This is a genomic window from uncultured Campylobacter sp. (genome assembly GCF_937980635.1).
Classification (GTDB): Bacteria; Campylobacterota; Campylobacteria; order Campylobacterales; family Campylobacteraceae; genus Campylobacter_B.
In genome coordinates, this window is sequence record NZ_CALJPG010000037.1 from 64,208 (window position 1) to 88,748 (window position 24,541).

The 24,541-nt window shown below is 46.6% G+C and carries 22 protein-coding genes; 10 read left to right on the forward strand and 12 right to left on the reverse strand.

Translation table 11 applies throughout. The annotated features are described in order from the left end of the window. Complete coding sequence (locus Q0460_RS10295) at positions 1 to 2,448, forward strand: molybdopterin-dependent oxidoreductase (RefSeq protein WP_299086633.1); 2,448 nt, start codon at positions 1 to 3, stop codon at positions 2,446 to 2,448. A 313-nt stretch (positions 2,449 to 2,761) separates the two neighbouring features. Beyond that, positions 2,762 to 3,478 (forward strand): hypothetical protein, encoded by a 717-nt coding sequence (locus Q0460_RS10300; RefSeq protein ID WP_299086634.1) that lies wholly within the window; start codon positions 2,762 to 2,764, stop codon positions 3,476 to 3,478. 274 nt (positions 3,479 to 3,752) lie between these two features. On the opposite strand, the gene tpx is transcribed toward Q0460_RS10300, so the two are convergent. Continuing rightward, on the reverse strand, positions 3,753 to 4,277 hold the full coding sequence (gene tpx, locus Q0460_RS10305; protein WP_299086635.1) for a thiol peroxidase: 525 nt from the start codon (positions 4,275 to 4,277) through the stop codon (positions 3,753 to 3,755). 89 nt (positions 4,278 to 4,366) lie between these two features. Between tpx and Q0460_RS10310 the strand changes: the two genes are divergently transcribed. From Q0460_RS10310 to hutX, 3 genes are all read left to right on the forward strand, one after another. Continuing rightward, positions 4,367 to 5,863, forward strand: a complete 1,497-nt coding sequence (locus Q0460_RS10310; RefSeq protein ID WP_299086636.1) for an NINE protein — start codon at positions 4,367 to 4,369, stop codon at positions 5,861 to 5,863. Between the two features lie 60 nt (positions 5,864 to 5,923). Then, a complete protein-coding gene (locus Q0460_RS10315) occupies positions 5,924 to 6,367 on the forward strand; it encodes a DUF805 domain-containing protein (RefSeq protein WP_297917733.1) in 444 nt (147 codons plus the stop codon). Positions 6,368 to 6,583: 216 nt separating this feature from the next. Continuing rightward, positions 6,584 to 7,096, forward strand: a complete 513-nt coding sequence (gene hutX, locus Q0460_RS10320; RefSeq protein WP_299086637.1) for a heme utilization cystosolic carrier protein HutX — start codon at positions 6,584 to 6,586, stop codon at positions 7,094 to 7,096. A 268-nt stretch (positions 7,097 to 7,364) separates the two neighbouring features. Here the strand turns inward: hutX and Q0460_RS10325 are convergent, their stop codons facing one another. Further along, complete coding sequence (locus tag Q0460_RS10325; RefSeq protein WP_299086638.1) at positions 7,365 to 7,799, reverse strand: Imm12 family immunity protein; 435 nt, start codon at positions 7,797 to 7,799, stop codon at positions 7,365 to 7,367. Between the two features lie 376 nt (positions 7,800 to 8,175). On the opposite strand from Q0460_RS10325, the gene Q0460_RS10330 reads away from it, so the two are divergent. The 3 genes from Q0460_RS10330 to Q0460_RS10340 are packed head-to-tail and all read left to right on the forward strand — an operon-like array spanning position 8,176 to position 11,917. Further along, a complete protein-coding gene (locus Q0460_RS10330; protein ID WP_299086639.1) occupies positions 8,176 to 8,775 on the forward strand; it encodes a disulfide bond formation protein B in 600 nt (199 codons plus the stop codon). 20 nt (positions 8,776 to 8,795) lie between these two features. Further along, positions 8,796 to 9,404 carry a cytochrome C gene (locus tag Q0460_RS10335; protein WP_299086640.1) on the forward strand — a complete coding sequence of 203 codons (609 nt, stop codon included), beginning with the start codon at positions 8,796 to 8,798 and terminating at the stop codon, positions 9,402 to 9,404. Continuing rightward, positions 9,401 to 11,917, forward strand: a complete 2,517-nt coding sequence (locus Q0460_RS10340; protein ID WP_299086641.1) for a molybdopterin guanine dinucleotide-containing S/N-oxide reductase — start codon at positions 9,401 to 9,403, stop codon at positions 11,915 to 11,917. Before Q0460_RS10335 ends, Q0460_RS10340 begins: the two co-directional genes overlap by 4 nt. A gap of 820 nt (positions 11,918 to 12,737) precedes the next feature. Here the strand turns inward: Q0460_RS10340 and Q0460_RS10345 are convergent. From Q0460_RS10345 to Q0460_RS10390, 10 genes are all read right to left on the reverse strand, one after another. After that, positions 12,738 to 13,001 carry a Txe/YoeB family addiction module toxin gene (locus tag Q0460_RS10345; protein ID WP_299086642.1) on the reverse strand — a complete coding sequence of 88 codons (264 nt, stop codon included), beginning with the start codon at positions 12,999 to 13,001 and terminating at the stop codon, positions 12,738 to 12,740. After that, entirely contained in the window at positions 12,998 to 13,261 is a 264-nt protein-coding gene (locus Q0460_RS10350) for a type II toxin-antitoxin system RelB/DinJ family antitoxin (RefSeq protein ID WP_297901724.1), read from the reverse strand. Before Q0460_RS10350 ends, Q0460_RS10345 begins: the two co-directional genes overlap by 4 nt. A gap of 125 nt (positions 13,262 to 13,386) precedes the next feature. Next, complete coding sequence (locus Q0460_RS10355; RefSeq protein ID WP_299086643.1) at positions 13,387 to 14,700, reverse strand: sodium-dependent transporter; 1,314 nt, start codon at positions 14,698 to 14,700, stop codon at positions 13,387 to 13,389. Between the two features lie 644 nt (positions 14,701 to 15,344). Then, positions 15,345 to 16,658, reverse strand: a complete 1,314-nt coding sequence (locus Q0460_RS10360; protein ID WP_299086692.1) for a hemolysin family protein — start codon at positions 16,656 to 16,658, stop codon at positions 15,345 to 15,347. A gap of 681 nt (positions 16,659 to 17,339) precedes the next feature. Next, positions 17,340 to 18,149: a M48 family metallopeptidase gene (locus Q0460_RS10365; RefSeq protein ID WP_299086644.1), complete on the reverse strand. Its 810-nt coding sequence runs from the start codon at positions 18,147 to 18,149 to the stop codon at positions 17,340 to 17,342. 1,111 nt (positions 18,150 to 19,260) lie between these two features. Next, a complete protein-coding gene (locus tag Q0460_RS10370) occupies positions 19,261 to 20,520 on the reverse strand; it encodes a hypothetical protein (RefSeq protein WP_299086645.1) in 1,260 nt (419 codons plus the stop codon). 11 nt (positions 20,521 to 20,531) lie between these two features. Beyond that, a complete protein-coding gene (locus Q0460_RS10375; protein ID WP_297943912.1) occupies positions 20,532 to 20,792 on the reverse strand; it encodes a DUF493 domain-containing protein in 261 nt (86 codons plus the stop codon). Further along, entirely contained in the window at positions 20,770 to 21,240 is a 471-nt protein-coding gene (gene moaC / locus Q0460_RS10380) for a cyclic pyranopterin monophosphate synthase MoaC (RefSeq protein ID WP_299086646.1), read from the reverse strand. The genes Q0460_RS10375 and moaC overlap by 23 nt, the downstream gene beginning before the upstream one ends. A gap of 621 nt (positions 21,241 to 21,861) precedes the next feature. Continuing rightward, on the reverse strand, positions 21,862 to 22,308 hold the full coding sequence (locus Q0460_RS10385) for a hypothetical protein (protein WP_299086647.1): 447 nt from the start codon (positions 22,306 to 22,308) through the stop codon (positions 21,862 to 21,864). After that, positions 22,309 to 22,671, reverse strand: coding sequence for a YegP family protein (locus Q0460_RS10390; RefSeq protein WP_299086648.1), 363 nt, complete (start codon positions 22,669 to 22,671; stop codon positions 22,309 to 22,311). A 116-nt stretch (positions 22,672 to 22,787) separates the two neighbouring features. Here Q0460_RS10390 and Q0460_RS10395 point away from each other — a divergent pair, with 116 nt between their 5' ends. Further along, positions 22,788 to 23,267 carry a hypothetical protein gene (locus Q0460_RS10395; RefSeq protein ID WP_299086649.1) on the forward strand — a complete coding sequence of 160 codons (480 nt, stop codon included), beginning with the start codon at positions 22,788 to 22,790 and terminating at the stop codon, positions 23,265 to 23,267. Positions 23,268 to 23,697: 430 nt separating this feature from the next. After that, the gene (locus Q0460_RS10400) at positions 23,698 to 24,540 is read left to right on the forward strand and encodes a DUF3737 family protein (protein ID WP_299086650.1); all 843 of its coding nucleotides are present in this window, start codon (positions 23,698 to 23,700) and stop codon (positions 24,538 to 24,540) included. The last annotated feature ends 1 nt before the right edge of the window (position 24,541 follow it).

Consider the following 24,541-nt stretch of genomic DNA (forward strand, 5'->3'; position numbering starts at 1 on the left):
ATGAAAAGGCGAGACTTTTTAAAGGCAGGGATTTTAGGCGCAAGCGCAGCAAGTGCTAGCAGGATTGAGGGAGTAACGCAGACGATTTTTGATAACAAAAAGGTATTCGGCGCGAATAGATTCGGCCCTTTTTGGCTAAATTTAAACTCGTCGCAGATCGTTTCGGTAAGCGATTTCGAAGGCGATAAATTTCCAAACACGATGAATTACAGCTTGCCCGATTCCGTGCAGAACGAAAACCGCGTGCTCTATCCGATGGTGCGCAAAAGCTATCTAAAGGCTAAAGGTGCAGCCAAAAGCGAACTGCGCGGCAAAGAGGAGTTCGTGCGCGTTAGTTGGGACGTAGCGCTTGATCTAGCGGCGAAAGCCTTAAAAGAAAATTTCGACAAATACGGCGCCGAGGCGATCTACGGCGAGTGCTACTGGTGGGGCGGCAGCGGCAAGATCGGCTGGGGTCGCACCGTAGCGCACCGAATGCTTAAAATTTTAGGCGGCTACGTAGAGGAAAGCGGCGACTACTCGACCGGCGCTGGGCTCGTTATCATGCCCCACGTGCTGGGCTCAAGCGCCGTTTACGATGCGCCTACTACGTGGAAAGCGATCGTCAAAAACGCTAAAAACGTCGTATTTTGGGGCACTGATCCTGCAGTAACCAATCAAATTTCATCCATTCCGCCTACGCACGACGGCTACATCGGTATGCAAGAGCTTAAAAAATCGGGCATCAAAACCTACAGCGTAAACGTGATGAGAAACGACACCGCGCGCTACTTCGGCAGCGAAGATATCATCGTGCGCCCAAACACCGATACTGCGCTCATCATCGGTATGTGCCATTATCTGTTTACGAATAAGCTCTACGACGAGGAATTTATCAAAAAATACACCGTCGGATTTAATAAATTTAAAGCGTATTTTCTAGGCGAGAGCGATAAAATCGTAAAGGACGCAGCCTGGGCGAGCAAAATTTGCGGGCTTAGCGAGGAGGCTATTGCGAAATTTGCTACGGCGCTTGCAAAGGAGCCGAGCACGATTTTAATCGGTCGCGGTTTGCAGCGCGCCGATCACGGCGAGCAGCCTTTCTGGGCGCTAGTGGCGCTTAATGCGATGCTAGGACATATTGGCAAGGAGGGGCTCGGCTTTGAATTTAGCTTAGGCTACGGCTCTGCGGGCGCTACGAATAAAGTGGCTCCGATTCTAAAAGGACTTAGCACGCGCATAGATGAAAAATACGAAAACACGGGCTCTGCGCCTTGGAAAAACGCGAAAAATATCACCATCCCATCCTCTCGCAGCATCGAGGCGCTGGAGCACCCGGGCAAGGAGATCAACTACGACGGCACTAAAATCAAGCTACCGCATATGAGAGTCGCTTATATGGCGTGCGGATCGATGTTTACGCGCCATCAAGACGTGAATAATATCGTCAAGCAGTGGCGTAAATTTGATACCGTCATCACCGCCGAGCCTTACTGGACGAGCACAGCGAAGCTTAGCGATATCGTGCTTCCGGTGGCCGTCGAGGTCGAGCGCAACGACATCAACCAAACCGGCGCTACGGGCGAATATATAGTCGCTTACAGGCCCGCAATCGAGCCGATGGGCGAGAGCAAGAGCGACTTTTGGATCTGCGAGCAGATCTGCAAGCGCTGGGGATACGGCGAGGTCTTTAGCGAGGGCAAGGATGAGTTAGGATGGATGAAGGAATTCTACGCCGATGCCGTAGAGCAAGCCAAAGGCCTAAATATAACGATGCCTAGCTTTGAGGAATTTTACGACAAGGGCTTCGTGCGCTTTGAAAAGGACGATGAGAGCAGTGCGCTATACACGCGCCTCGCGGCATTCCGCGAAAATCCTGCCAAAAACCGCCTCGGCACGCCGTCCGGCAAGATAGAGCTTTACTCGCCAGTAATCGCTAAGATGGGCTACGCCGACTGCCCGCCGATGCCTACTTGGATCGAGCCGAAAGAGTGGCTGGGGGATGCGAAAAAGACGGCGAAGTATCCGATTCACATCGTAAGCCCGCACTCTCGCTACCGCTTGCACAGCCAGCTAAATAACTCTATAATTAGAAATTTCGCCGAGGTTAGCGGCAGAGAGCCGGTGCTCATAAATCCAAAAGACGCCGAAGCTCGCGGGCTTGCGAACGGCGACATCGTGCGCGTTTTCAACGATCGCGGCGAAATTTTAGCGGGCGTGCTCGTCACCGACATCGTGCCCGAGCGCGTCGCAGCGATCTGCGAAGGCGCGTGGTACGATCCCGAGGTTTGGGGCGAGAAGAGCCTCTGCCAGCACGGCTGCGTAAACGTGCTTACGTTTGATAAAGGTACGTCAAGTCTCGCGCAAAGCAACTCGGCTCACACCGTGCTTGCCCAAATCGAGAAATTTAAGGGGGAGATTAAACCTATAACGGCGTTTGGTAAACCTAAAATTTTGCAGTCGCTATAAAATTTAGCGCGTCGTCTTTAAGCGTCTTTGAATGAGCTAGAAAATTTCGCCCCGCGACAGACTAATTGCCTAGTCTTGGGACGAAATTTTCGTCGCAACATTCAAATCCATCTTAAAATACTTCCGCTTACGTTTTTCTGGCGGCGCGTCGTCTCGTCTTGTAAATTTTGGCTTGCCTTTTTGTGCTCAAATTTAATTCACCAAACTTTGAGCGTAAATTTACTTCTTTCGTATCCCTCAAATTTGAACGCAAATTTTGCGCGGATTAAAAACTCTGCTAAAATTCGCTCAAATTTAACCCAAAGGCATCGCCATGCAAATCCCCAATTTAATCCGAAATTTTATCCGCAAACGCATCGTTTCAGAGTACATTTTACTGCCTTTTTTCTACCCCGACGAGGGCGAGTTTGAGAGTTTTCAGAAGGGGTATAGGCTAGTTAGCCGCAAAACGGGCGAGGAGCTAGCGGGCGACGCGCCCAGGCAGTGGCGCAAGGGCTGGCGGGTCATCGCGCGTAACGGTATGGACGATCCTTTTTTTGTAGATTTTACCCTCGGGGACGCTTCGCCGGTGTATTTTGCCTATTACGGCGCCGGCTCGTGGGAGCCGATAAAGGTCGCGGACGACATCGTTAAATTTGAAGAAATTTTAACCGCCCTTGCCGCCCTTGAGGCGCCTTGCTCGCTTGAAGCGATCGCGACGCTTGCTGATTTAAACAATGAATTTTACCGCGAGCTGGCGGACGACTACGCGCAGGAAGATGAAGCGCGCGAGGAGCCGGGATATAAATATTTCAGCGTTTTTATCGAGGACTTAGGCGCGGACAAGGTAAAAACGCTCGTGTTTTTAAAGAAAATTTTTGAGGACGAGAGTTTTGCGGCGACTAAAGATAGGACGCGAAATTTGCCGCTTTGCGTATTTAGCGGCATAGAGGAGCTGGCACTGCCGCTGCAAGACAAACTCGCCTCGCTCGGAGTTAAATTTTACGCGCAGGAGATCTCTTTTAGCGAATTTATCGCGCGGAGTGGCTAAGCAGGCAAATTTAAAATTTTAACTCCCGCTGCTGCTAAATTTAAAATTTAGCAGCAGGCGATCCTATAAATTTCGTGCTCGTTCGCTTGTTATTTCTGTGCGCTAACAGCTTTGCGTACGCTGGAGCACAAATTAAAGCATAAAATCAAAATGTAAAATTGAAGTAGAATTTAAGCGCCCCACTTCGCTTTTTACTTGCAGTAGGGCGAATTTGCTTAAAGTAGTGAACTAAAGTGATGCGAAAATTATCCAAACCTTGGATCTATTATCTTGCTCAGTTAGAGCAGCTGTTGCGAGCGACGAGCTCTGCAAAATCCAGGGCTGCGTCGTAGTTGGGCTCAGAGGCTATGTCGCTTACGAGTTCTTTATAAACCACAACGCCTGCGGTATCTATGACGAAGATCGCTCTGGCGCTAAGACCTGCCAATGCGCCGCTGGCGATGAGGGTGCCGTAGCGGCGGCAAAATTCCTTATCGCGGAAATCGCTTGCAACGCGTAGATTTTTTATCCCCTCAGTCGTGCAAAACCTCCCCATCGCAAACGGTAAATCCATCGAAACGACGATTACTTCGGTGTTGGGAAGCGATGCAGCGCGCTCGTTGAACTTACGTGCCTCCGTCGCGCAGACGGGCGTATCTAGCGACGGCACGGCGACTATGATTTGCACATGCTTGCCGCTAGCGATCTCGATTTCGCTTAGATCTTGAGTCACTAAGCGCACTTGTGGCGCGCGATCGCCTAGATTTATCTCCTGCCCGCTTAGCTCTACAGGCTTTCCTTGAAATGTTACTGTTGGCATTTTTGTCCTTTGTTTTGAATTCGTAGCGGCGAATATACAAAAATTCCTTAAATTTCAGGTAAAATTGCTTTAAAAATCAAGGAGAGCAGATGGGCGAAGATATTTGGGGCAGCAGCAGCAATCCTGCATCGCTAGCCAGCATAAGACGTAAAAGCGGCGAAGAAAAAAAGCCCCTGGATGAGAAACCACAGGAGCAATCTGAGAATTTAGATTTAGCGCAAGAAGAACTTGCGGCGGATGATACTAGCGAGCAAAATTCTGCGGCTCAGAATTCTATAGAGCAAAATTCCGCTTCCACAAGGCAGAATTTTACGCCACAGAATTCTGCGGAGCAAAATTTAGCTTTTGCAGCTCAAGACTCGGATGAAGAAAATTCTATTTTGCGAGATTCTGCCGTGACAGGCTCTAGTGAGCAAGATTCTAACGCCAAAGGCTTGAATTCTACTAAAAATGCCGCGAACTCGCAGAATTTTACAGAGCAAAATTCCACTTGGCAAAATTCAGCTTCCTTAAATTCCGATAGAATTGGCTCTACGCAAAGCTCAGCAAGGCAGATCTCAGCGGCTAAGGCTTACGATCTAAATAAAGCCTATGTATTTTATATGTTTCTCGGACCTTTCGGCGCGCATAGATTTTATCTTGGGCGTATAATCTCCGCGATTTTTCAGCTTTTAGGTGGGCTGCCATTTCTCATCTGGCTTTTTTTAGTAGTGGTTGCTGTCATGTGGACGAGTATAGAAAGTAACGAGCTGTTGGCGCTTGTAAACTCATCTCGTCCGGATTTGGACGTGCAAGCATCAGACCTAAAAGATATAGAACAGGGCTTTTTTCATTTTATGGTTATTTTCTCGGTGCCTAATGTTTTATTTTTAATCTGGCTTATTAGCGACTTTTTTAGGTTGCCTGATATGGTGCGAAAGCTAAATGTATCCGTAGGTGTGGGAGATATTACCTATCTTTATGCGGACGATGTTATGGAATGTGGCGAGAGTCTATCTAATGCCGAAACCGCTCTTTATGTAGCATTTGGACTTGAGGTACTAAGTGCAGTGAGTGGATATATTAAAAATGCGGACAAGGCTGGTGCACTACAAGGTATCGGGATTATTTTGGTAATATGTTTAGCTGTAGGGCTATATTTTTTAGCGCGCGCAATACGCAGCACGGATTTGCTATCAAATGCTGCGATTGCTGGAGTTTTTTCGACTATAAGTGCGTTAATCATCGTATTTATAGGCTTTGGGCTTTTTAAGCCTTCTGTCTTTGCACTGTGTGTTTCTTGCGTGTGCATGTTAGTATATTTGATTTATCGGTTATTAATTAGCAAGGAGCTTTATGATTGTAGTGGCGAGAAAGACTATTTGAGAGCGTTTTATGTTATCGCGGCTACGGAGATGATAACTCTAGTTCTTGCGATACTTGGCTCGCAGCTTTTAGTTCTAGTATCTACCATAGGTCAGGTTGTCGCAGCAGTTCTAAATATTTCAGCGGTTTACGCCACCAAGGGGGTTACTGCTTCAAAAGGCGGCTACGGCCTAGCGCATCTGGCGTATCACGTAAGGCAGATGAATAGGCGGGAGTTTTAGGTATTTAAATTTAAGGGGCGATTAGTATAATCCTACATTATTTTAAAAAAGGAGTTTAAAATGACTTTTATGGAGTCTGTGCAAACTTGCGTAAAGCAAAAATACGCCGCATTTAGCGGGCGAGCATCAAGGTCGGAGTACTGGTGGTTTTTTCTATTTACCGTGCTTGGCGGGATTGTTTTGAGCTTGATAGATGGCGTTTTAGGCACTACGATAGGGTACAATCAAATAATAGCCGGCAAAATCGTCCATCAAGAAATCGGCATTATAGATGCGCTTTTTCAACTAGCTATGCTCGTGCCAGCCATCGCTGTATCAGTCAGGCGATTACATGATACCGATAGAAGCGGCTGGTTTTTTCTGCTTATTTTAATGCCGATCGTGGGTGCTTTTTTCGGCGATATCGGGCTTTTGGTATCATTTGTGGGTTGGATAGTGCTGCTTGTGTTTTTCGTGCAGCGCGGTGATAGTGGGTCCAATCGCTTCGGATACGATCCGCTATGATAAAGCTCTAAACTTTGCGGAATTTTAGAATTCTAAAATTCCGTGCAGATGAAATTCTTTGTATTATCACTTAAAATTCTACGCATAAGCACTTTGCAGCGCTAAATTTTTCTTAAAATAATCTTTTCAATTACGCTTTAATTGATTGCCGTTATCTGTAACTTAGAATTTTTATATTATAATGGCGCTCAAAATTTTATTTCGGAAAGGATGAAAATGAAAGAGAGAATAGAGGCGCTGTTTGCGCAAAATCCTAAAATTTCGATCGCGCAGATCTGCAAGGAGCTGGGCGCGAAGGAGATCGACGTACTGCTAAATCTGCCCGAGCGCTTCGGAAAAAGCGCGAACGGCGATAAATTCGGCGAGGTCATTAGGGGGCTTGAGGGCTGGGGCGAGGTACTTTTCGTAAAAAATACGCCGAGCTTTATCATCGAGTTTAAAACCAAGATCCCAAGCGGCAAGAGCGCGCGCGGATATTATAACTTCGGCATGGGCGCAAACGGCGATGAGGCGCACGGGCTGGGCATTTTAGCAGGTCATCTAAAGACGGATGAGATCGATAAGATCATCCTCGTGACGCAGACTTTCATGGGGATGCTCTCGAAATTTGTGGGCTTTTACGACAAGGCGGGCGAGAATATCTTTAAAATTTACGTCTCGCGCGATGAGAAAGGACAGCTTCTAGCCGAGCAAGACGCGAAATTTGAAGCGCTAAAAGCCGCGATTTAGCGCCTCGCTTAAAATTAGCCTTGCCTCCACTGCTCGCGCATCGCCTGCTTGAGCTTTAAAAATTCTATAGGCGCCAACCAAGGCGCCTTAAGCTCGTCAATAAGATTTCAGGCAAATTTTAAAATTATCGTTGATGATGAAATTCCAAACTCCCTCGTCGCTATTTCGCGTCTTAAGGGCGTTTGGAATTTCACGGGCTCGGTTAGCGCCCACTTTATCTGAAGCGGAATTTTACCGCTTCAGATAGATAGCCCTTTTAAATTTTATTTCAACAATTTACTACTAAATTTTCAAAAATTTTATTTATATTGTCTTTGTACTGCGTATCGTCAAACTCCAAACTATTATTCGCAATTTTCCGTCCGGTAATATCTCCAAGCTCTATAAGGTACTGCTTGGGCTTTTCTAAAAATTTATCCGCATTTGTCTTTTTATCGGAGCCCCACTCGTCTGAGCTAAAATGAATATACGCGATAATTTTTTTGCTTTTAAGATAATATTTCGGTTGATAAATTCCGGATTTCGGAAAATATCTCGATACTTCCCCGCTCAAACAAAGGCAAATATCGATCTTTTGCAGCGAGCGCATTTCAAAATCGCTAAAAACCCTTTTAATCTCTTGCCTTGCCGCTCTTATAATATCCGGCATATAGATCGGCACATCATCCGCCCCGCCGATAACGGCATTTATGTTAAATTTCACACGGCACCTCGTCCTTAAATTATAAAGTGATATTATTCAAAATTTCGGCTCATTATATCATCTTCATAATATTTATTGGGTGCTGGAGCTACGGAGTTTGGAAATCGATATATTTTTTATCAAAACAGGCTCGAACAAAGATAAAATTTTATAAAATCTATCATTTTAATTTCATATCTCAAAAACGTTTTGTGCTGCGCAAGGAGCGTCAAATTTTAAAATTGAAATTTTATACGTTAAGCTTAAAGCTTATTAAACTCCGCTATTTAGGGCAATGTAGACCTGAATTTTTATCTTTTACTGCTATAATTCTCTCATAAATTTAAATCTTAAGATTAAAAAGTATTCTTAAGAATTTTATAAGACGGAGGAGATCTTGAATAGATTGATTTTGAAAGTTTACGCGTGGCAAAATACCGCTACGCCGTGGTTTTGGCTCTTTGTGATAAGTGCTGGGTATCTTGCGGTATCGTATTTTTTCTTTCAGCGCTACCTTTTTATGTCGCCTACGCAGACGAGCGCCCTCGTGCGTCTGGGCTTTGCCGTAGCGGGCGCGGGCGCGCTTATAGGCTTGCTGATGCCGTTTGGCTTCATAGCAAGGCTCATTGCCTACGCGCTCGGATTTGCGGGCGCGATATACGGCTATTTACAAAGCTCCGCGCCGCACCCCGCCGCGGATACCGCAAATTGCCTCTCAGCGCCCGCATTTCCTTTTGCGGCGCCGCTTGATAGCCTGCTACCGGAGCTATTTCGCCCCGCAAGCTGCACGGGCACCCCGTCCTTCCCCGCAGGCACCGCGCTTAGCGAAGTGCAGAGTTTTTTTGGCGGATTTTACGGCGAGGGATTTTATCTGGTGCCAGGCATTAAATTTGCAGACGCGGCGCAGTGCGCGCAGGTAGCCTTTGCGGCATTCGCAGCGGTTTTAGCCGTGATGTTTGCGGGCTTTTTATACGGCAGATTTACGAGAAGTTTTTAAAATTTTAAGAAAGGATAAGCATGAAGTTTTTAAATTCTATTGCGGCTGCGGCGGCTCTTGCGGCTGCGATCGCAAGCTACGCTGGCGCCGAGGTTAAGGCGGGCGAAACGCTTTACGGCACGGTGCTAAAGCAGGTAAGCGTAAGCGGCGATTTGTCGCACAAGGACGGCAGGCTACTGCCTACGAATGCCATAGAGGTCTTGGAGGTCAAGGACGGAGTAGTGAAATTTTCGATCACGGGCTATCAAAATCCAAAGGCGCCCAACGTTATTTATTTTACGCCTAAAGCGCGCATAATCGCGCTGGCGTTTTCGAAGCAGGCTAAATTTCAAAGCGAGAGCTTGGGCGAAGAGGACGGCTTTAATAAGGTTAAAATAACCGCCTACACCGACGAGGGCGCGCTAAGCGGCGACGTGGATAAAATTTTCGCCGAAGCCAAAGAAAAATTCGAAACCTCGTGTAGCGTCTGCCATGCCTTGCATCAGCCCGCAAGCTACGAGGCAAACAAATGGCCCGGCTACATAAAATCGATGCTTTCGCGCACGCCTATTAGCAAAGACGAGAGCTGGACGGTGGTGCAGTATCTGCAAAAGCACTCCAAGGACGTAAATTTAAAGGATATGAAATGAAAAGACGAAATTTTTTAAAGCTCGGCGCGGCGGTCTCGGCGCTTCCGCTCATCCCAAGCTCGATGCTTGCGGCGGATAAACTTACCGCGCTTAAGAAAAACGGCGAAATTTTAACCGCGGCGCGGTGGGGAATTTTAAAAGCGAGCGTCAAAAACGGCAAGATCGTAAAATCCGCGCCGTGGAAGATCACCTCTAAAATTCCAAATACTCTTCAAAATACGATGGCGGATCTCGTTTATAACACGCGCATCAAAGCGCCGATGGTGCGAAAATCATATCTCGCCGATCCCGATAATCCTAAGCCAGAGCTTCGCGGACTTGACGAATGGGTCGAGGTAAAATATGAAGATGCGATCAAACTCGTCGCGCGCGAGCTTAAAAAGACGCGCGAGCAAAAGGGCGCGGACTCGGTGTTTGCGGGCAGCTACGGCTGGCAGAGCACGGGCAACGTGCATGTCTCAAGGACGCTGCTTCATAGATTTATGAACTTAAGCGGCGGCTTTACGGGCGTCACGGGCGACTATTCTACGGGCGCGGCGCAGGTCATCATGCCTTATGTAACCGGCTCAAATCAGGTCTATGAGCAGCAAACCTCGTGGCCGGTGGTGCTTGAAAACTCTAAAGTTGTAGTCTTTTGGGGGCTCAATCCGATCTCTACGCTTCGCGTGGCATGGACGAGCTCTGACGAGCAGGGATTTAAGTATTTCGAGCAGCTAAAAAACAGCGACAAAGAGATCATCATCATTGATCCGATCAAAACCGTAAGCGGCAAGTATTTCGAAGGCAAGGCGCGATGGATCGCTCCTCGCCCTAACACCGACGTAGCGATGATGCTAGGCATGGCGCAGCACCTCTACTCGCAAGGCAAGTACGATAAGGAATTTTTACAAAATTACACCGTGGGCTTTGAAAAATTCGTGCCGTACCTCACGGGGCAGAGCGACGGCGTGGCTAAGACGCCCGAGTGGGCCAGTGAAATTTGTGGCATTAGCGCGGACGTGATCAAAGAGCTTGCGATAAAATTTTACGAAAATCGCACGATGATAATGGCGGGCTGGGGGATCCAACGCGCTCATCACGGCGAGCAGGCGCACTGGATGATCGTAACTTTGTGCGCGATGCTAGGACAGATCGGACTTGCCGGAGGCGGCTTTGGCTTTAGCTACCATTACGCTAACGGCGGCGCGCCTACCTGCGCGGGCGGCGTGATCGGCGGAATGAACGCGGCAAGCGTCGGCGTCGTTAAGGACGGCAAATTTTTAGGGCTTGCGCAGGATCAGAAGCAAGGCGGCGAAGCAGCCCAAGCATGGCTAGTAAATACGGCGAAGGTTGCCTTCCCTCTAGCTCGCATCGCGGACGTGCTGCTAAATCCGGGCAAGACGATCGACGCGAATGGCGCAAAGATCACCTATCCGAAGATAGATTTTATCTACTGGGTCGGCGGAAATCCGATCGTGCACCATCAAGACACCAACACCAATATCAAGGCTTGGCGCAAGCCGCGCACTATCGTAGTGAATGAAATTTACTGGACGCCGACTGCGAAGATGGCGGACATCGTGTTCCCGACCACGACGGAGTATGAGCGTAACGACATTACGATGAGCGGGGACTACTCCAATATGCATATCATTCCTATGAAGCAGGTCGTCGCCAAGCAGCACGGCGCGAAGGACGATTATCAAATTTTTACCGATCTTTGTAAGGCCTACGCTGACGGGCTTGCCGAAGTCTATACGGACGGCGGCAAAACGGAGATGGACTGGATCAAAGAATTTTACGAAGGAGCGGCTGGCGCCGTGAACGCAAACACCGCTTTGGGAATACAGATGCCGAGCTTTGAGCAGTGGTGGGAGAAAAACGAGCCGACGGAATTTTACGAAACGCCAGAGAGTGCTGCATACGTGAGCTTTGAGGATTTTAGAAATGATCCTGTTTTGGAGGCTTTGGGAACGCCTAGCGGGCTGATTGAAATTTACTCCGATACGATCGAAGCGATGAACTACAAAGATTGCGGCGCGCATCCGATGTGGTTCGAGCCCGTCGAGTGGCTCGGGATGAAGGATAAGCCTGCGAAATTTCACCTGATTAGTCTGCATCCGTATGACCGCTTGCATTCACAGCAGAGCAACACCTCAAATCGCAAGAGATACGCCGTCGCGGATCGAGAGCCGGTGTTAATAAATACCGAGGACGCTAAGGAGCTCGGTATCAAGCAGGGCGATCTGGTGCGCGTGTATAACGCTCGCGGTGAAATTTTAGCGGGAGCCAACGTAAGCGATGACATAATGCGCGGCGTGGTGCAGATATTCGAAGGCGCGTGGTACGATCCTAACGCCGAGGGGCTTTGCAAAAACGGAAATCCGAACGTACTTACGATCGATCTTCCTACGAGCGAGCTTGCCAACGGCAACATCGCGCACACGGCGTTAGTAGATATTGAGCTTTATAAACACAAGGCGGGCGAGGATATCAAACTAACCGCGTTTATGCCGCCTAAAGGGGCGAAGTAAGGATTAGAAGCGGTCTGGGGTTTAAGACTGGCTCATTGCTGGCTTGAACCAGATACGCCGATCCTCTACAGGCTTTAGTCAAGCTCGCCGTGGTTTTGCTACGGCGAGACATATCGATTTCGACTTGCCGCGGCTTTATATAGTCGCGGCTGTGTATCGGGACCAATTTGCTTGCTATAGCCTCGCGACTGCAACGATAGGTCGCGGAGCTGATTTAAATTTTATAGCCTTGCGCTTGCAGTGATGACTGAGTTGATTTGATTTATCGTAACTTTGAGCTGTGGCAGGCTGGAGATAACAGCAAGCAATATTTGCCTCGCCGCCCTACTCTCTATTTGCTCGTGAAATTCTCGATAAATTTAAGAACTTGCCGTTTGGACTAAAATTTCAATCCAAACTAAAAAACCGCCTAAGCTTCCATTTAAAATTTTTCTTCGGAATTTGTGTATCACTAAAATCGTCGCTGTAAATTTCGTTTTTATCGGTGAAATAGCCGCTATTTTGAGCCTGCGGTATAAAGTCGGTCCGATCTTCTTCTATTTTTACGTTTAGCGCCTTGAAATATTGCAGCAGCTCACGATACTCTTTTGTAGATACGGTATTTATTAAAAAGTAATTTCTATTGTTAAATTTGATGACGAAATTTCTTTTTAACAGCCAAGGTAAAATTTTGAAATTTACTGCTTTAAATCTGCACTGAATTTCAAAATTTTAAGCCATAAAATAAGATAAAATTTTAAAATTCTACGCTTTTTTTGGGTGTGAAAGTTTTTATTGGGACAAATACTACCGCTTTGATATTGATGCTTTTGTGCGTATTTTACTTATCTCCATAGTGAGTTTTACACTGAGCTATTTCTATGGCGCCATTAGATATTCTAAATACGATCCGATTTTTTCCATCTATTCTAACACTATAAAGCCCCGATAAATTGCCCTTTAGCGCTTCGGGTTTGCCTATACAATCGTAGCCGTTACGCCCTATATCTAGGATTAACTTATTTATGCGCTTTAGGATATTTTTATCATTTTCCTGCCAATACAGATAATCCTTCCAAGCTTCTTGCGACCAGATTTTTTTCATCGATCCGCTTCTAACAAATCGTGCTCAATCCCGCTATTTTCCTTTAATTCGTCAAAAGAGCGCTTAAGATGAGATAAATTTTCGTGGCTGTAAAAGGGATCTGCTGTCAGCTCGAAAGGAATTTTGCGTTCTTGCAATACTTTTTTAGCAAATATTGTAAAAGCAGTAGTTAAATTTAGCCCCATTTCAGAACATACTTCCTCCAACCCTTTTTTAAGCTCGGCATCCATTCTAAAATTTACGTTTATAGATCGCGTCATATTGTCTCCTTTTTGATTGCATTATACATTATTTATAATGGATAATGCAATGATTTATAAATGTGCTTTGCTAAAACTCCATTACGAAAGAACACTATTAATTCTAAATCTAGCAAGATTTTAATTCAAAACGAAATATGCATACTAAGCGCGATTATGCATAAAAGTAGCGCCAGCGGGACATAGACAAAGCGCCCGATATCATACCAGAGCTTGCCGCGAACCCTCTCTGCGCCTAGATTGATCTCATCTAAAATTTCATTCCGCTTAATCACCCAAAACCACGATATCGCGCCGATTACTGCTCCGATCGGAATGATATAAATCGATACGAAATCCATCCACGGACCCCATGAGCTTATCGCTTCCATACCAAGGCCCGCGCCCAGGCAGATCGCGCACAATAATGCAAGCGTGAATGCACGGCTTAGCCTTGGAAACTTATGCATTAGCGATTCGGCGACTACTTCGAACATATTTTGAAGCGATGAAATTCCACCAAAAATCACGGCGGTAAATAAAATCACCGCAAAAATTCTACCACCCGCCATATCTTGCAAAATTTTAGGCAGAGTTACGAAAAGTAGCTTAGGCCCCGCCGCGGGATCCATTCCGTAAGCAAATACTGCAGGGATCATCACTAGCGCAGCTACCATCGCGGCTAGCGTGTCAAATAGCGCGGTATTTTTCGCCGCAGATACGATGTCTTCGTCCTTGGATAGATACGCGCCATAGACGATCATCCCTGAGCCCGTAATTGATAGCGAGAAAAATGCCTGTCCCATCGCAGAAATCCAAACCATCGGATCTGCTAGCTTAGTAAAATCGGCGCCAAAAAGAAACGCATATCCGCCTGCAGCGCCTTGCAGCGTCGCGACCCTAATTGCCAAAATTGCAAATAGCACGAAAAATAGCGGCATCATAATTTTATTCGTTTTTTCGATGCTTTTGGCGCCGAAAAACAGCGTCAGCAGCGTGCCTGCGACGATTATGCAGTGATAAGGTACCACGGAGTAGGGCGTAAGGGCAAAAGAGTTGAACCATGTATCGGTATTTTCGCTCATTAGCGAGCCGTCTATGGCTTGGACTAGCGCCTTTAAAACGTAGGCGATGATGACGGCATAGCCTACTGCGATACACATCGAACCGGCAAGCGGTAGCCAGCCGATAACCTTACCGATAGCGCCCAGTCCGCGGCTTTTCCACGCGTATTCGTATGAGCCCAGCGTGCCTGTTTTGGCGCGGCGACCGATCGCGTATTCGGCGCTTAGGCCTACGTATGAAAACAGCGCTACGAAAAAAACGTAAATTAGCAAAAATGCGCCACCGCCGTTTGTGCCGAGTTTGTAAGGGAAGCCCCAGACATTTGCCATACCTACAGCAGAGCCCACGCAAGCGATGATAAAGGCCCAACGCGATGAGAATTTGTGTTTTGTCATAAAGCCATCCGTGTGAAAAATTTTCGTTATGGTAGCAAAAAGGAATTTAAGATTTATTTATGCGGAATTTTAAGGCGTGCCGATTTGATTACTGAGGATTTTTAGAATTTAAAATCGCAAATTTTTAAAGTAGGATTGGCGGAATTTTATGATCAAAATCGATAGAGTTAATTCTGCGATACTGCGCGGCAAAATTTTATCTTTATAATTTTAGAATTTCTTCGCGGAATTTTGCGCTTAGGCTTTGGCTTTAAAATTCACTTGGCCTGGGCTTGCGGCAGGGCTTACTATTTAAGTTAGGCGAGAAATTTAGATCAATTAGAATTTTAAAATTCCGCGAAATTTTGAAATTTTAAAATTTACGATCTCGCAAGAAAACAGGGTCATCGAGAAATTCTATCTAACGCCGCTCTGGCAGAATTTTCGCGGTAGAATTTCACCTTTCGTTTGTAATATGCAGAGGACTTATAAATAGCACTTTATGGCGCTCTGAAGGGCGGCGGGCATTCCTGTGCCTAATATATGCGGGAGCGGTGAATAAATTTTTACCCTAGATGGGAATTGGGAGCGTCGTAAGCGGCAGCGCGCTTGAAATTTCCGGCACGCAGCATCACAGAGCGAATTTTATTAACCCATACTTTGGCTTAGTTATTTTTCTCCGCTTCTTCGTTTTCTTGCGGTTGCGCGACTACTTTTTTGATCGCTTTTACGAGCGAAACTCTTGTGCCATCCATTCGCAGCACTTCATAGTCGCAGTTTTCATCGCTTATTTTATCGCCTATTTCAGGTAGGCTGCCGAAAAGATTAAAGACGTAGCCGCCGATCGTTAGCTGTTCGGTCTCCTCATCAAAGTCGATGCCCATCACCTCCTCGACGCCTTCGATCTCGAAGCGGCCTCTAAACTCAAAGGTATTCTCGTCGATACGTTTGAAATTTTGCGCATTCGCGTCGTGCTCGTCGTTGATGTCGCCGAAAATTTCTTCGATTATATCTTCCATCGTCAAAAATCCCGCCGTGCCGCCGTATTCGTCGATGACGAGCGCGGCAAACACGCGCTGTTTGTTCATCATCGGTAAAATTTTAGAGATCGGGCTGTTTTCAGGCACGATGATGAGTTTGCGCACGATCTTATCGAAGCTTTTATCTCCCCTTTGCTGGATGATGTCGCGGATATGGATGAGGCCCAGGACGTTGTCTTTGCTGCCGTCGATATACGGGAAGCGCGTAAATTTCGACTGCAATACGGTTGCATAGTTTTCATCGTAGCTTTTTTGCTTATTTAGGCATATGAGATCGCGCCTTGGCGTCATTATCTCTTTAGCGACCGTGTCGCTGAAATCGACGGCATTTTTGATGATCTCGGTCTCTAGGCTATCGAGCACACCGCCTTTTAGGCTCTCGCTCGCGATGATTTTGATCTCTTCGTCAGAAAGCGCGAGCTCGCTCTCTTTGGCGGGCTTTACGCCGATGATTTTAAGCGAAACGGCAGCTATGAAATCAAACGCCTTGATGATCGGAAAAAACATAATCCAAAAAATATGAAGCGGCCTAGAGATGAAAAGCACGATCTTCTCGGTTTTAGCAATAGCGATGGATTTTGGCACCAGCTCGCCAAGCACGACGTGAAATAGCGTAACGAGCGTAAAAGATATGACGAAGGCGATCGTATGTGCCGCCGCTCCGCCGCCTATGCCGATGGATCTTAGTGGCAGCTCGATCAGTCTCGATACCGCGGGCTCACCGATCCAGCCGAGGGCGAGCGAGCTTATCGTAATGCCTAGCTGAGTGGCGCTGAGGTAGGTATCAAGGGAGTTTGAAATTTTAAAAGCGAGCTTTGCGTTTGGAATTTTATCCTTGATAAGCTCTTCGAGGCGAGACTTTCTTACTTTGACGATTGAGAATTCCGAAAGAACAAAAAAAGCATTCATAAAGATGAATACAAAAGCTAAAACTAACATTAAAACCGAACTGTCCGTGTCCAAATTTTTTATCCTTTGAAATTTAAAAATAAATATTTATGATTATATCTAAAAACGCTTTAAAATCCAAAAGATATGGAAAATGCCTCGCGCCGCTCGTAGAATTTTGCAGAGTTGAAATTTTGCTTCTTTTATCGCACGAAATTTCATCTGTCCGCGCGAGACTTGTCGCTGCGCAAAATAGCGCTAAAACCTGCCACCCGGCCGAATAAATTTTATTTTCATACTGGGCTACGGCCGCAAAATTTCATTTGTATACGACCGCGGTAAAATTCTATCTGTGTCCAAAGGAGCAAAATTTTACTCTAAATTTCGCCGCGCTTAAAATAGTAAAATTTCGCGCCGTAAAATTCTGCATCGACGGGTATTTCGGCCTCCTATGCGGCAGAATTCCGTCCGGCACTTGCATTTTGAAATGAAATTTTATCTCAGCGCGGATTATGTTTATCGCGCGTATTGGTAGAATTTTGCGGTAATTTAAAATTTCGCGCCACGGCAGGCCTTTGTCACGGCGAGATTCTATCGCGATAGAGCTTCGGCGCGGCGACGGATAATCCTAGCGCCGCGCGCAAGTCCATTAAGAAATTTAAATGCGACGATAAAACCTGCTACTTAAAAAACCTCAGCGCGCAAACTCTTGCGAAATTTTAAATCGCAAGACTATCTATTTCTCGCGGCAGCCTCGTAAAGCGGCAAGACTTTTGGCATCACCTCTTTTAGATCGGCGATGCGATCGTCGTTTGAAGGGTGTGTGGACATAAATTTAAGTGGATGGCTCTCATTTAGCTTATTCATCTTCTCCCAGACATTTATCGCCGCCCTTGGATCGTATCCCGCGCGCGCCATCAGCTCGACGCCCATCAGATCGGCCTCCGTCTCATGCGTGCGCGAAAACGGCAGCGTGAATGTGTACTGCGCCGCCATGTTCAAAGCTGCTGAGCCTAGATCTCCAAGCCCTGCTGCGGAGCTTGCTACGGCGATACCGACATCTTTCATCTGTTCAGTCGAGGCTCGCTCGCGGCTGTGTTCGCGCAGTGCGTGCGACATCTCGTGCCCCAAAATAGCAGCTAACTCGGCATCGGTAAGCTTAAGCTTTTCGATGATGCCCGTATATACGACGATGCGACCGCCAGGCATACACCAAGCATTGATCGTAGGGTCGTTGATGACATTTACCTGCCAGTTCCATTTCAGTGCGTCTTTGCGAAATGCGCCAACTTGAGCGATTAGGCGCCTCGAGATGCCTCTAACGCGATCAGTTAGCTTTTTATCGGTATTTAGGACATGCTTGGCGTTTGCTTGGGCGGTAATCTGCCTGTAGGCAAGCGCGGCACTTTGATCCATTTCAGCTTCGCTTACGGTGATGAATTGCGAGCGATCGATGCCTACGGCGCCGCCTTGCGTGGTGCTCGCGCAGCCGCTAAAAATCATCATCGCAGCAAAGGATATTAAAAGAGCTAATTTTTTCATCTTTTCTCCTTAAAATTTTGCGACGATTTTAGCAAAATTTGGTTAAATTTTTAGAATTTTATTTTGGATTGCCGGATTTTGCAGGCGCGATCTATTTGGAATTTGTCGTAAAATTTAAGGACGGCCGTCTCCTTTAAAATAGAATTGGGCTTTGTAATTTAGCGATAAAATTTAGCGGAGATTTCGCAGAATTTTATCGTGGCGTAAACGAGGCATTGCTGTGTGAAAGCAGTGTTTTATCTAAACGCGGCGCTGTATAAACAAGGCACCTCTGTGCCCAAATAAAGTAGGGGGGGGTACAGCTTTTAAATTTACGTAGCGTAGACTATGATAAATATGGCGGAATTTCATTTACACCAGGCGCTCGGTTTGGGTGGATAAGAGCAATTTGAAATTTGCGCAATCAAATCGCGCGATAAAATGGGCTCGGATGTCGCTATGATTCGAAATAAGCCGCGCTAATCTTTGCAACGCAAAATTCTAATTGTTAGCTTAGCGGTATCCCTTCACATTGCATCTTGCACTGCAATGAAATTTCGTTGTGGGAATTGAAATGATCGCAGAAATGCCAAACGCCAAGACGCCTTTTCGTAGAATTTTATCTCGCGGAATTTCATTTGCGCGCGTCGGGATAAAATTTCAAACTGCAAACCGTGCTATATCACTTTGGGGCGGAATTTTAAATTTTATGCGTTTAGAATTTTAAAATTCGGCTATGCAAATTTGTACGATGAAATTTTAAGCTTAAAAATCTGCGCCGTTTTTGGAATTTTATATGTGCCGCGTCAGCTATAAAATTTTACACTTAGAATTTTATCGCTGCGGCAAGATTTGGTTGGACCGGGGTCTCGCATCGCCGTAGGATTTTTGGCGGCACGGAATTTTGCAGCGCGCATCTAAATTTAGCTATGCAAAATTCGTAAAATTCTTATCAGCATGGAATTTTACAGCGCCGTTAAAGCGCATGAAAAATTCCGCATAAGCCTCGCAAACTCTAATGAAAGCTCCATTATTTTGGAGGGTGCGGACTTTAAGGCAAGCGAGTAAATTATGCAACGTAAAGCCGTGGGCGCCATACTTGACGCTAGGATTTCGCGCCCGCGGCGCCCATTTAGTCCTTTTTGGACTTTAGCTTGGCGATCGTCTCTTTTGCCGCCTCGTAAGCCTTAGCGCTCATCTCGCGCGCCCTTTCGCTTACGTTTTTGGCGACCTCGGAGCTTTTTAGCTCGGCAAATTTTTGGCTCATCTTCTTTTCAAATTCGCTGAGCTCTTTTTTGATTGCGTCCAGTTTCTCGTCCAGATCGAGGTTTTCGATGATTTTGGCGCTTTTTTGGCTTAGCTCTTGAGTGATTTCGCGCGCTTTGGCGCTCGCCTTTTTCGCGCGCTCGCCAAGTTCGATCTCGCCGATTTTGGCGCTTAGTTGCTCGGCAAGATCGCTTGAAATTTTTCTAAATTTAGCCAGGTAGCCTCCGAATTCTTCATCGGCGATCTTGGCGATCTCGCTTTTAGCGGGCTCCTCCGAGCTTGCGACCGCATCGCTTAGCACGGCGCTAAATAGCTCACTCATCTGCGAAATTTGAAGTCTTTCGTTCTCTAGGCTCTGTGCGTCGCTTGCTGGCGAGAAACTTAGCTCGTCGCGGTATCTTTCGGCAGCTTTATTTATGCCGTCGTAGCAGCCTAAAATCGCGCCTCTAATCAGCGCAGAGGCCGTATTTTTGCTCTCGTTTGCGACGAAAATCGCGCGATTTATGATGATTTTTGAAATTTCTTTAGTGCGGAATTTCGTAAATTCCCCGTCGCCGATAGCTGAAAATGCGATGTTTTTCGCCGTCTCGTGCGCGGTATCCTCGATGTCGGTTCCGCTTTCTAGCACGCTTATGAAGGCCAGTTCGCTTGCTTCTTTAAGTACGTCCGCAAGCGGAAGTTTGCTCGCGATCGCTCGCTGTAGCGCCGAGCCTATGCGTTCTTTTAGCTCCGCTTCGTTTGCGTTTTGCAGCGCGGTATCCAGATCGTCGTAGCTGCGCAAAACAAGGGTTTTAATCGCCTTTTGTTTACAAGCGATCTTTTTGCGCAGATCGTCGTAGTCGTAGATGAGTTTGTAAAGAGCCTGCTCGTCCTCGTCGCACAGCGCCTTTTTAACGCCGTTAAGTAGGGCTTCTGCCGTCTCATCGCTAAGCGCGCCCGCGTCTTTTAACTCGGCTGCGAAGTCTAGGATTAATTGCGTGCTTTTGGCGCTTTTACTCTCGTCGTCAAGCTCACACAAAGCCTTCGTGGCTTCTTGCAAGGCGAGCTCTTGCACATATGAGGCTAGCTCGGCTTGTGAAATTTGCGCGAGATCGGCGCCGAATTTTTTGATTAATGCTTCTTTCATTTCATCTCCTGTCACAATACATATTTAAAGTGGGCTTTTAAGCGCTCGAAAATTTCGTTTCGATGCAAGTCGTCTTTAACGAAAACGCTTACGTTGAAGCTCATATATTTGCCGCCGTTTGAAAAGCGCGAAAAGTCTATTTTGTAATTTTCGCCCTTTAAAATTTCATCGATCTGCTCGCGCTTTTGGGTAGTCGCGTCTAGGACTACTTTATATTCCCAAAAGAGTGGATAGTCGATTTTTGGCTTTTCAGCCCCTAATATACACGCCACTCTTACCCCCCTCTTTGCGCTGCAGCACGACATCGGTGATCTGCATCGATTTGTCTATCGCTTTTAGCATATCATAAATCGTCAGCAGTCCCACGCTCACGCCCGTTAGCGCTTCCATCTCGACGCCCGTTTTGCCCGCGATTTTCACAGTTACGAAAAGCTTAAACGCGTACTCGCTCGTAAGCTCCTCAATATCGGTTTTAATCGAAGTAATCGTAAGCGGATGAGTCATCGGTATTAGCTCGCTCGTCTTTTTAGCACCCATTATCGCGGCAACTACGGCGGTTTGAAGCACGGGGCCTTTTTTCGCCGTATTTTGCTTGACGGCGGCAAACGCCTCCGCGCTCATTCGTATGATGCCGCTAGCGGTGGCTACGCGCTCGCTCTCGTCCTTGGCGCCGACATCTACCATGCGGGGCATATTGTTTTCGTCGATATGTGTAAGCATAAAATTCCTTGCAGTTTTTGGCGGGATTATAGCAGAATTTCGGGTATAAAAAAAGCCCGAGCTTTTACGCTCGGGCTTCATACAAAAAGGAGGTTTTATCTTGTCGGACGAGAACGATTATACTACCTAAACAGTAAATAGAAATAAAATATATCCTTTTTAGGCAAACTCTTTCGCGCTTAATTTATAGCCGTTTTTAAAATTTTGATGAAATTTGACGATATGCTATGGTGCGCTACATGGAAATTTGAATCAGTAAAGAAATAAAACAGAGCTAAAGAGTGACTAAATTTAAAGCGGACGTTTGAAGGACAAAGATAAAATTTAAGCGGCATTTGAGGTTGTTTCACCTTGAAACGAGGATTTAAAGAGAGTCGAGCAGGGCGCTCCGCAAAGGCACTATAAATAAAATTCTGCAAAAGTAAAACGGGTTAAATTTTAAATAACTTTTGCTTTAAATTTTAGCCCTCCTTAATTAAGCGCAAGGTTTTTGTGCGCAATGCAGTATAAATTTAAATTCTTTACGCGAGCGTTAAACGACGCAGGCGCGGATTAAAATAGCGCGCGCAAATTTAAACATCGTCGCGTTAAAATCCGGCCTGCATTTTAAATTTAGCTCGTTTAAATTTTAAACGTTTTTAGCAGGCTGCCTAAATTTAGCCCCTTATTTTCGCCGTTTGCGCCGCCTCCTAAAAGATCGCCCAAAAAGCTACTTGCGTCGTTGATATCGATTTTACCGTCGCCGTTAAGGTCGAGCTTGGCGCTTGCGATTTTGCCGATCAGCGCGCTAAAATCCACGCCTTTGCTATCGACGGCGTTTGCTTGCACGTCCTCGCCGCCGCCCAAAAGTCCGCCCAACATCGAGCCTAGCGAGCTAGATCCGCCGCTTTCGTTTTTGCTTAAAAAATTTGAGCTAATGCCCGCAATTATCGCATTTATCTGGTCATCGGGCAGGTCCACGCCTAGAAATTTTTCGATAAAAGCGACAGGGCCGCTTTGAAATTCTCTTAAATTTTTATCGTCGTTTTTGAGTGCAGAGACCATATTTACAAGTCCGTTTATGTCCATTTACGCCTCCTTGATCTTGGCTTTTGCAGCCTGTTTTACGATAAGCTCTATTACTTTTAGAGCGTCCGCTTTGGCTTCAAAATCTTTGCTAACGGCGATGATCTGTCCGTTGCTGGCCGTTAGGCGGAAGCGAACCTTGCCTGCTTTATCGGTGTAAAGCTCAAATTTTGGATTGTTTAGCTTTTCTCCGCCCGCGATTTGATCCTCGATCTTATTTAGCGCGGCGTTTTTTGCTACGCTTTCGATGCCGTTTTTGCAAGCGGTCTTGCTCGTGTAAACCTCCGAAGTACATAGCACGTGTCCGTCATAGAGTAGATCGAATTTGCAGCCGTCCTTGGCGTCTTTGATTAAAAACTCAGCCATTTTTCATCCTTTCGTAGAAGATATCGTTATTTTAGCTAAAATTTTAATAAATATTTTTAATAGGCGCGGAATTTTCTGCTAAAATTGCGCATAAATTTCATTTACAAAGGATCATAATGATAAAGGCTCTACGTTTTAGCTTGATTTTCGCCGCTACTTTAGGATTTAGCGCGGATGAGAGCGATGCATTATTTAAGGATATAAGGACGCGTCTGGGTTGCAATCTAGCCGCACAGGACTGCGAGACTAACGCCGGCGGGCAGAAGGCGCTCTTTAGCGTAGCGCGCCATCCGATCGAAGCGGGAGCAAACGAGCTAAAAATAAGCGAAATTTCGCGTGAGCTGAAAAATCCGAGCGTTAAAATTTCAGGCGTGAGTATGAATATGGGCAATGCGGAATTCCCGCTAAAGCGCAGCGCAGACGGCTATGAAGCGACGCTTGATGTTGCAGTGTGCACGCACGCCGTAATGCGCTACAAACTTGAAATTTACGAGGATGGCGAGCCTAGTGGGCTTTTTGTGTATTTTGATCTGCGAAAGCGTGCTACAGATCGAGACCGCGGCGAAGACATCCACTTGCATAACCACGAGCATTAGACGCACCCCGTTTGTGCGCGGGGTAAAATTTGCGCTTTTTCAGACACGACGCTTTAGGGGAACTTGCACGTTGATTGTAGAAAATTTTACAAATTTTATAAAACGCCACTCGCGATAAATTTTTATTCGGCTTTCAAGTGGTGCCTATCGTGGGCAGATACGGGTGCCTAACGAATACGCGAATAGCCGTAGTGATCTAGGCGCGCTTCATTAGGGCGTTTACAAAAACGCCTTTATAAGCGCGCGGCGATTTGTCGTGCATTCGCCGCATATGTTTCGTAACCACTACCGAGGCGCGTCAAATTTAGCCCCTCGCCGCCTCTAAATTTTAAAATTTTTAAAATTCGCTTGCGTTTCATACGCCCAAGCTACGCGGAATTTTGAAATTCCTTGTATAATCTGAAGCAAATTTTAAAATTTAAGGAAAGCCATGCAAATATTAAGACAAAAGCACTTTAGCGGCGAGCGCGCGTTGTTCGGCGCAAAGGATCTTCGGATCGAAAATTCCGTCTTCGGCGAGGGCGAGTCGCCGCTAAAACACAGCGCAAATATCGTCGCGCAAAACTGTAAATTTGAGTGGAAATATCCGTTTTGGTATGCCGAAAATATCCGCGCGCAGGACTGCTTCTTCGACGAGATCGCGCGCGCAGGGATCTGGTATAGCCGCGGCGTGGTACTAAAAGACTGCCTCTACGGCGCGCCCAAGGGGTTTCGCCGCGTAAAAGACGCCGCGCTGCAAAACGTGGAATTCCACGACGCGCAGGAGACTTTGTGGCACTGCAGCGACGTCACGCTAAAAAACGTCACCGCAAAGGGCGCGTATTTCGGGCTTGATTGCGAAAGCTTAAGCATCGAAAACCTATCGCTCTTCGGGGATTACTGCTTTGACGGCTGCAAAAACGTAACGATTAAAAATTCCAAACTCCTCTCCAAGGACGCGTTTTGGAACTGCGAAAATATCGTGGTCGAGGACTGCTTCATCGCGGGCGAGTACTTCGGCTGGAATTCTAAAAACGTGACGCTGAAAAATTGCAAGATCGAGAGCCTACAGGGTTTTTGCTATATGCAAAATTTGCGCCTGCAAGACTGCGAGCTCATAAACACGACGCTAGCGTTTGAATACAGCGACGTGCATGCCGAGGTAAAAGGCGCGATCGATAGCGTCAAAAATCCAAGCAGCGGGCTAATCCGCGCAGCAAGCATCGGCGAGCTGATCCTAGACGGCTCTACAGACGCGTCTAAAATAGAGATCATTACTGAGATAAGGGCATAAG

What these genes read in the sequence shown, in the direction of transcription:
- Q0460_RS10295 (WP_299086633.1), top strand. Translation starts at nt 1, where the DNA reads ATGAAAAGGCGAGACTTTTTAAAGGCAGGGATTTTAGGCGCAAGCGCA.
- Q0460_RS10300 (WP_299086634.1), top strand. Translation starts at nt 2,762, where the DNA reads ATGCAAATCCCCAATTTAATCCGAAATTTTATCCGCAAACGCATCGTT.
- tpx (WP_299086635.1), bottom strand. Translation starts at nt 4,277, where the DNA reads ATGCCAACAGTAACATTTCAAGGAAAGCCTGTAGAGCTAAGCGGGCAG.
- Q0460_RS10310 (WP_299086636.1), top strand. Translation starts at nt 4,367, where the DNA reads ATGGGCGAAGATATTTGGGGCAGCAGCAGCAATCCTGCATCGCTAGCC.
- Q0460_RS10315 (WP_297917733.1), top strand. Translation starts at nt 5,924, where the DNA reads ATGACTTTTATGGAGTCTGTGCAAACTTGCGTAAAGCAAAAATACGCC.
- hutX (WP_299086637.1), top strand. Translation starts at nt 6,584, where the DNA reads ATGAAAGAGAGAATAGAGGCGCTGTTTGCGCAAAATCCTAAAATTTCG.
- Q0460_RS10335 (WP_299086640.1), top strand. Translation starts at nt 8,796, where the DNA reads ATGAAGTTTTTAAATTCTATTGCGGCTGCGGCGGCTCTTGCGGCTGCG.
- Q0460_RS10340 (WP_299086641.1), top strand. Translation starts at nt 9,401, where the DNA reads ATGAAAAGACGAAATTTTTTAAAGCTCGGCGCGGCGGTCTCGGCGCTT.
- Q0460_RS10345 (WP_299086642.1), bottom strand. Translation starts at nt 13,001, where the DNA reads ATGAAAAAAATCTGGTCGCAAGAAGCTTGGAAGGATTATCTGTATTGG.
- Q0460_RS10350 (WP_297901724.1), bottom strand. Translation starts at nt 13,261, where the DNA reads ATGACGCGATCTATAAACGTAAATTTTAGAATGGATGCCGAGCTTAAA.
- Q0460_RS10355 (WP_299086643.1), bottom strand. Translation starts at nt 14,700, where the DNA reads ATGACAAAACACAAATTCTCATCGCGTTGGGCCTTTATCATCGCTTGC.
- Q0460_RS10360 (WP_299086692.1), bottom strand. Translation starts at nt 16,658, where the DNA reads ATGTTAGTTTTAGCTTTTGTATTCATCTTTATGAATGCTTTTTTTGTT.
- Q0460_RS10365 (WP_299086644.1), bottom strand. Translation starts at nt 18,149, where the DNA reads ATGAAAAAATTAGCTCTTTTAATATCCTTTGCTGCGATGATGATTTTT.
- Q0460_RS10370 (WP_299086645.1), bottom strand. Translation starts at nt 20,520, where the DNA reads ATGAAAGAAGCATTAATCAAAAAATTCGGCGCCGATCTCGCGCAAATT.
- moaC (WP_299086646.1), bottom strand. Translation starts at nt 21,240, where the DNA reads ATGCTTACACATATCGACGAAAACAATATGCCCCGCATGGTAGATGTC.
- Q0460_RS10385 (WP_299086647.1), bottom strand. Translation starts at nt 22,308, where the DNA reads ATGGACATAAACGGACTTGTAAATATGGTCTCTGCACTCAAAAACGAC.
- Q0460_RS10390 (WP_299086648.1), bottom strand. Translation starts at nt 22,671, where the DNA reads ATGGCTGAGTTTTTAATCAAAGACGCCAAGGACGGCTGCAAATTCGAT.
- Q0460_RS10395 (WP_299086649.1), top strand. Translation starts at nt 22,788, where the DNA reads ATGATAAAGGCTCTACGTTTTAGCTTGATTTTCGCCGCTACTTTAGGA.
- Q0460_RS10400 (WP_299086650.1), top strand. Translation starts at nt 23,698, where the DNA reads ATGCAAATATTAAGACAAAAGCACTTTAGCGGCGAGCGCGCGTTGTTC.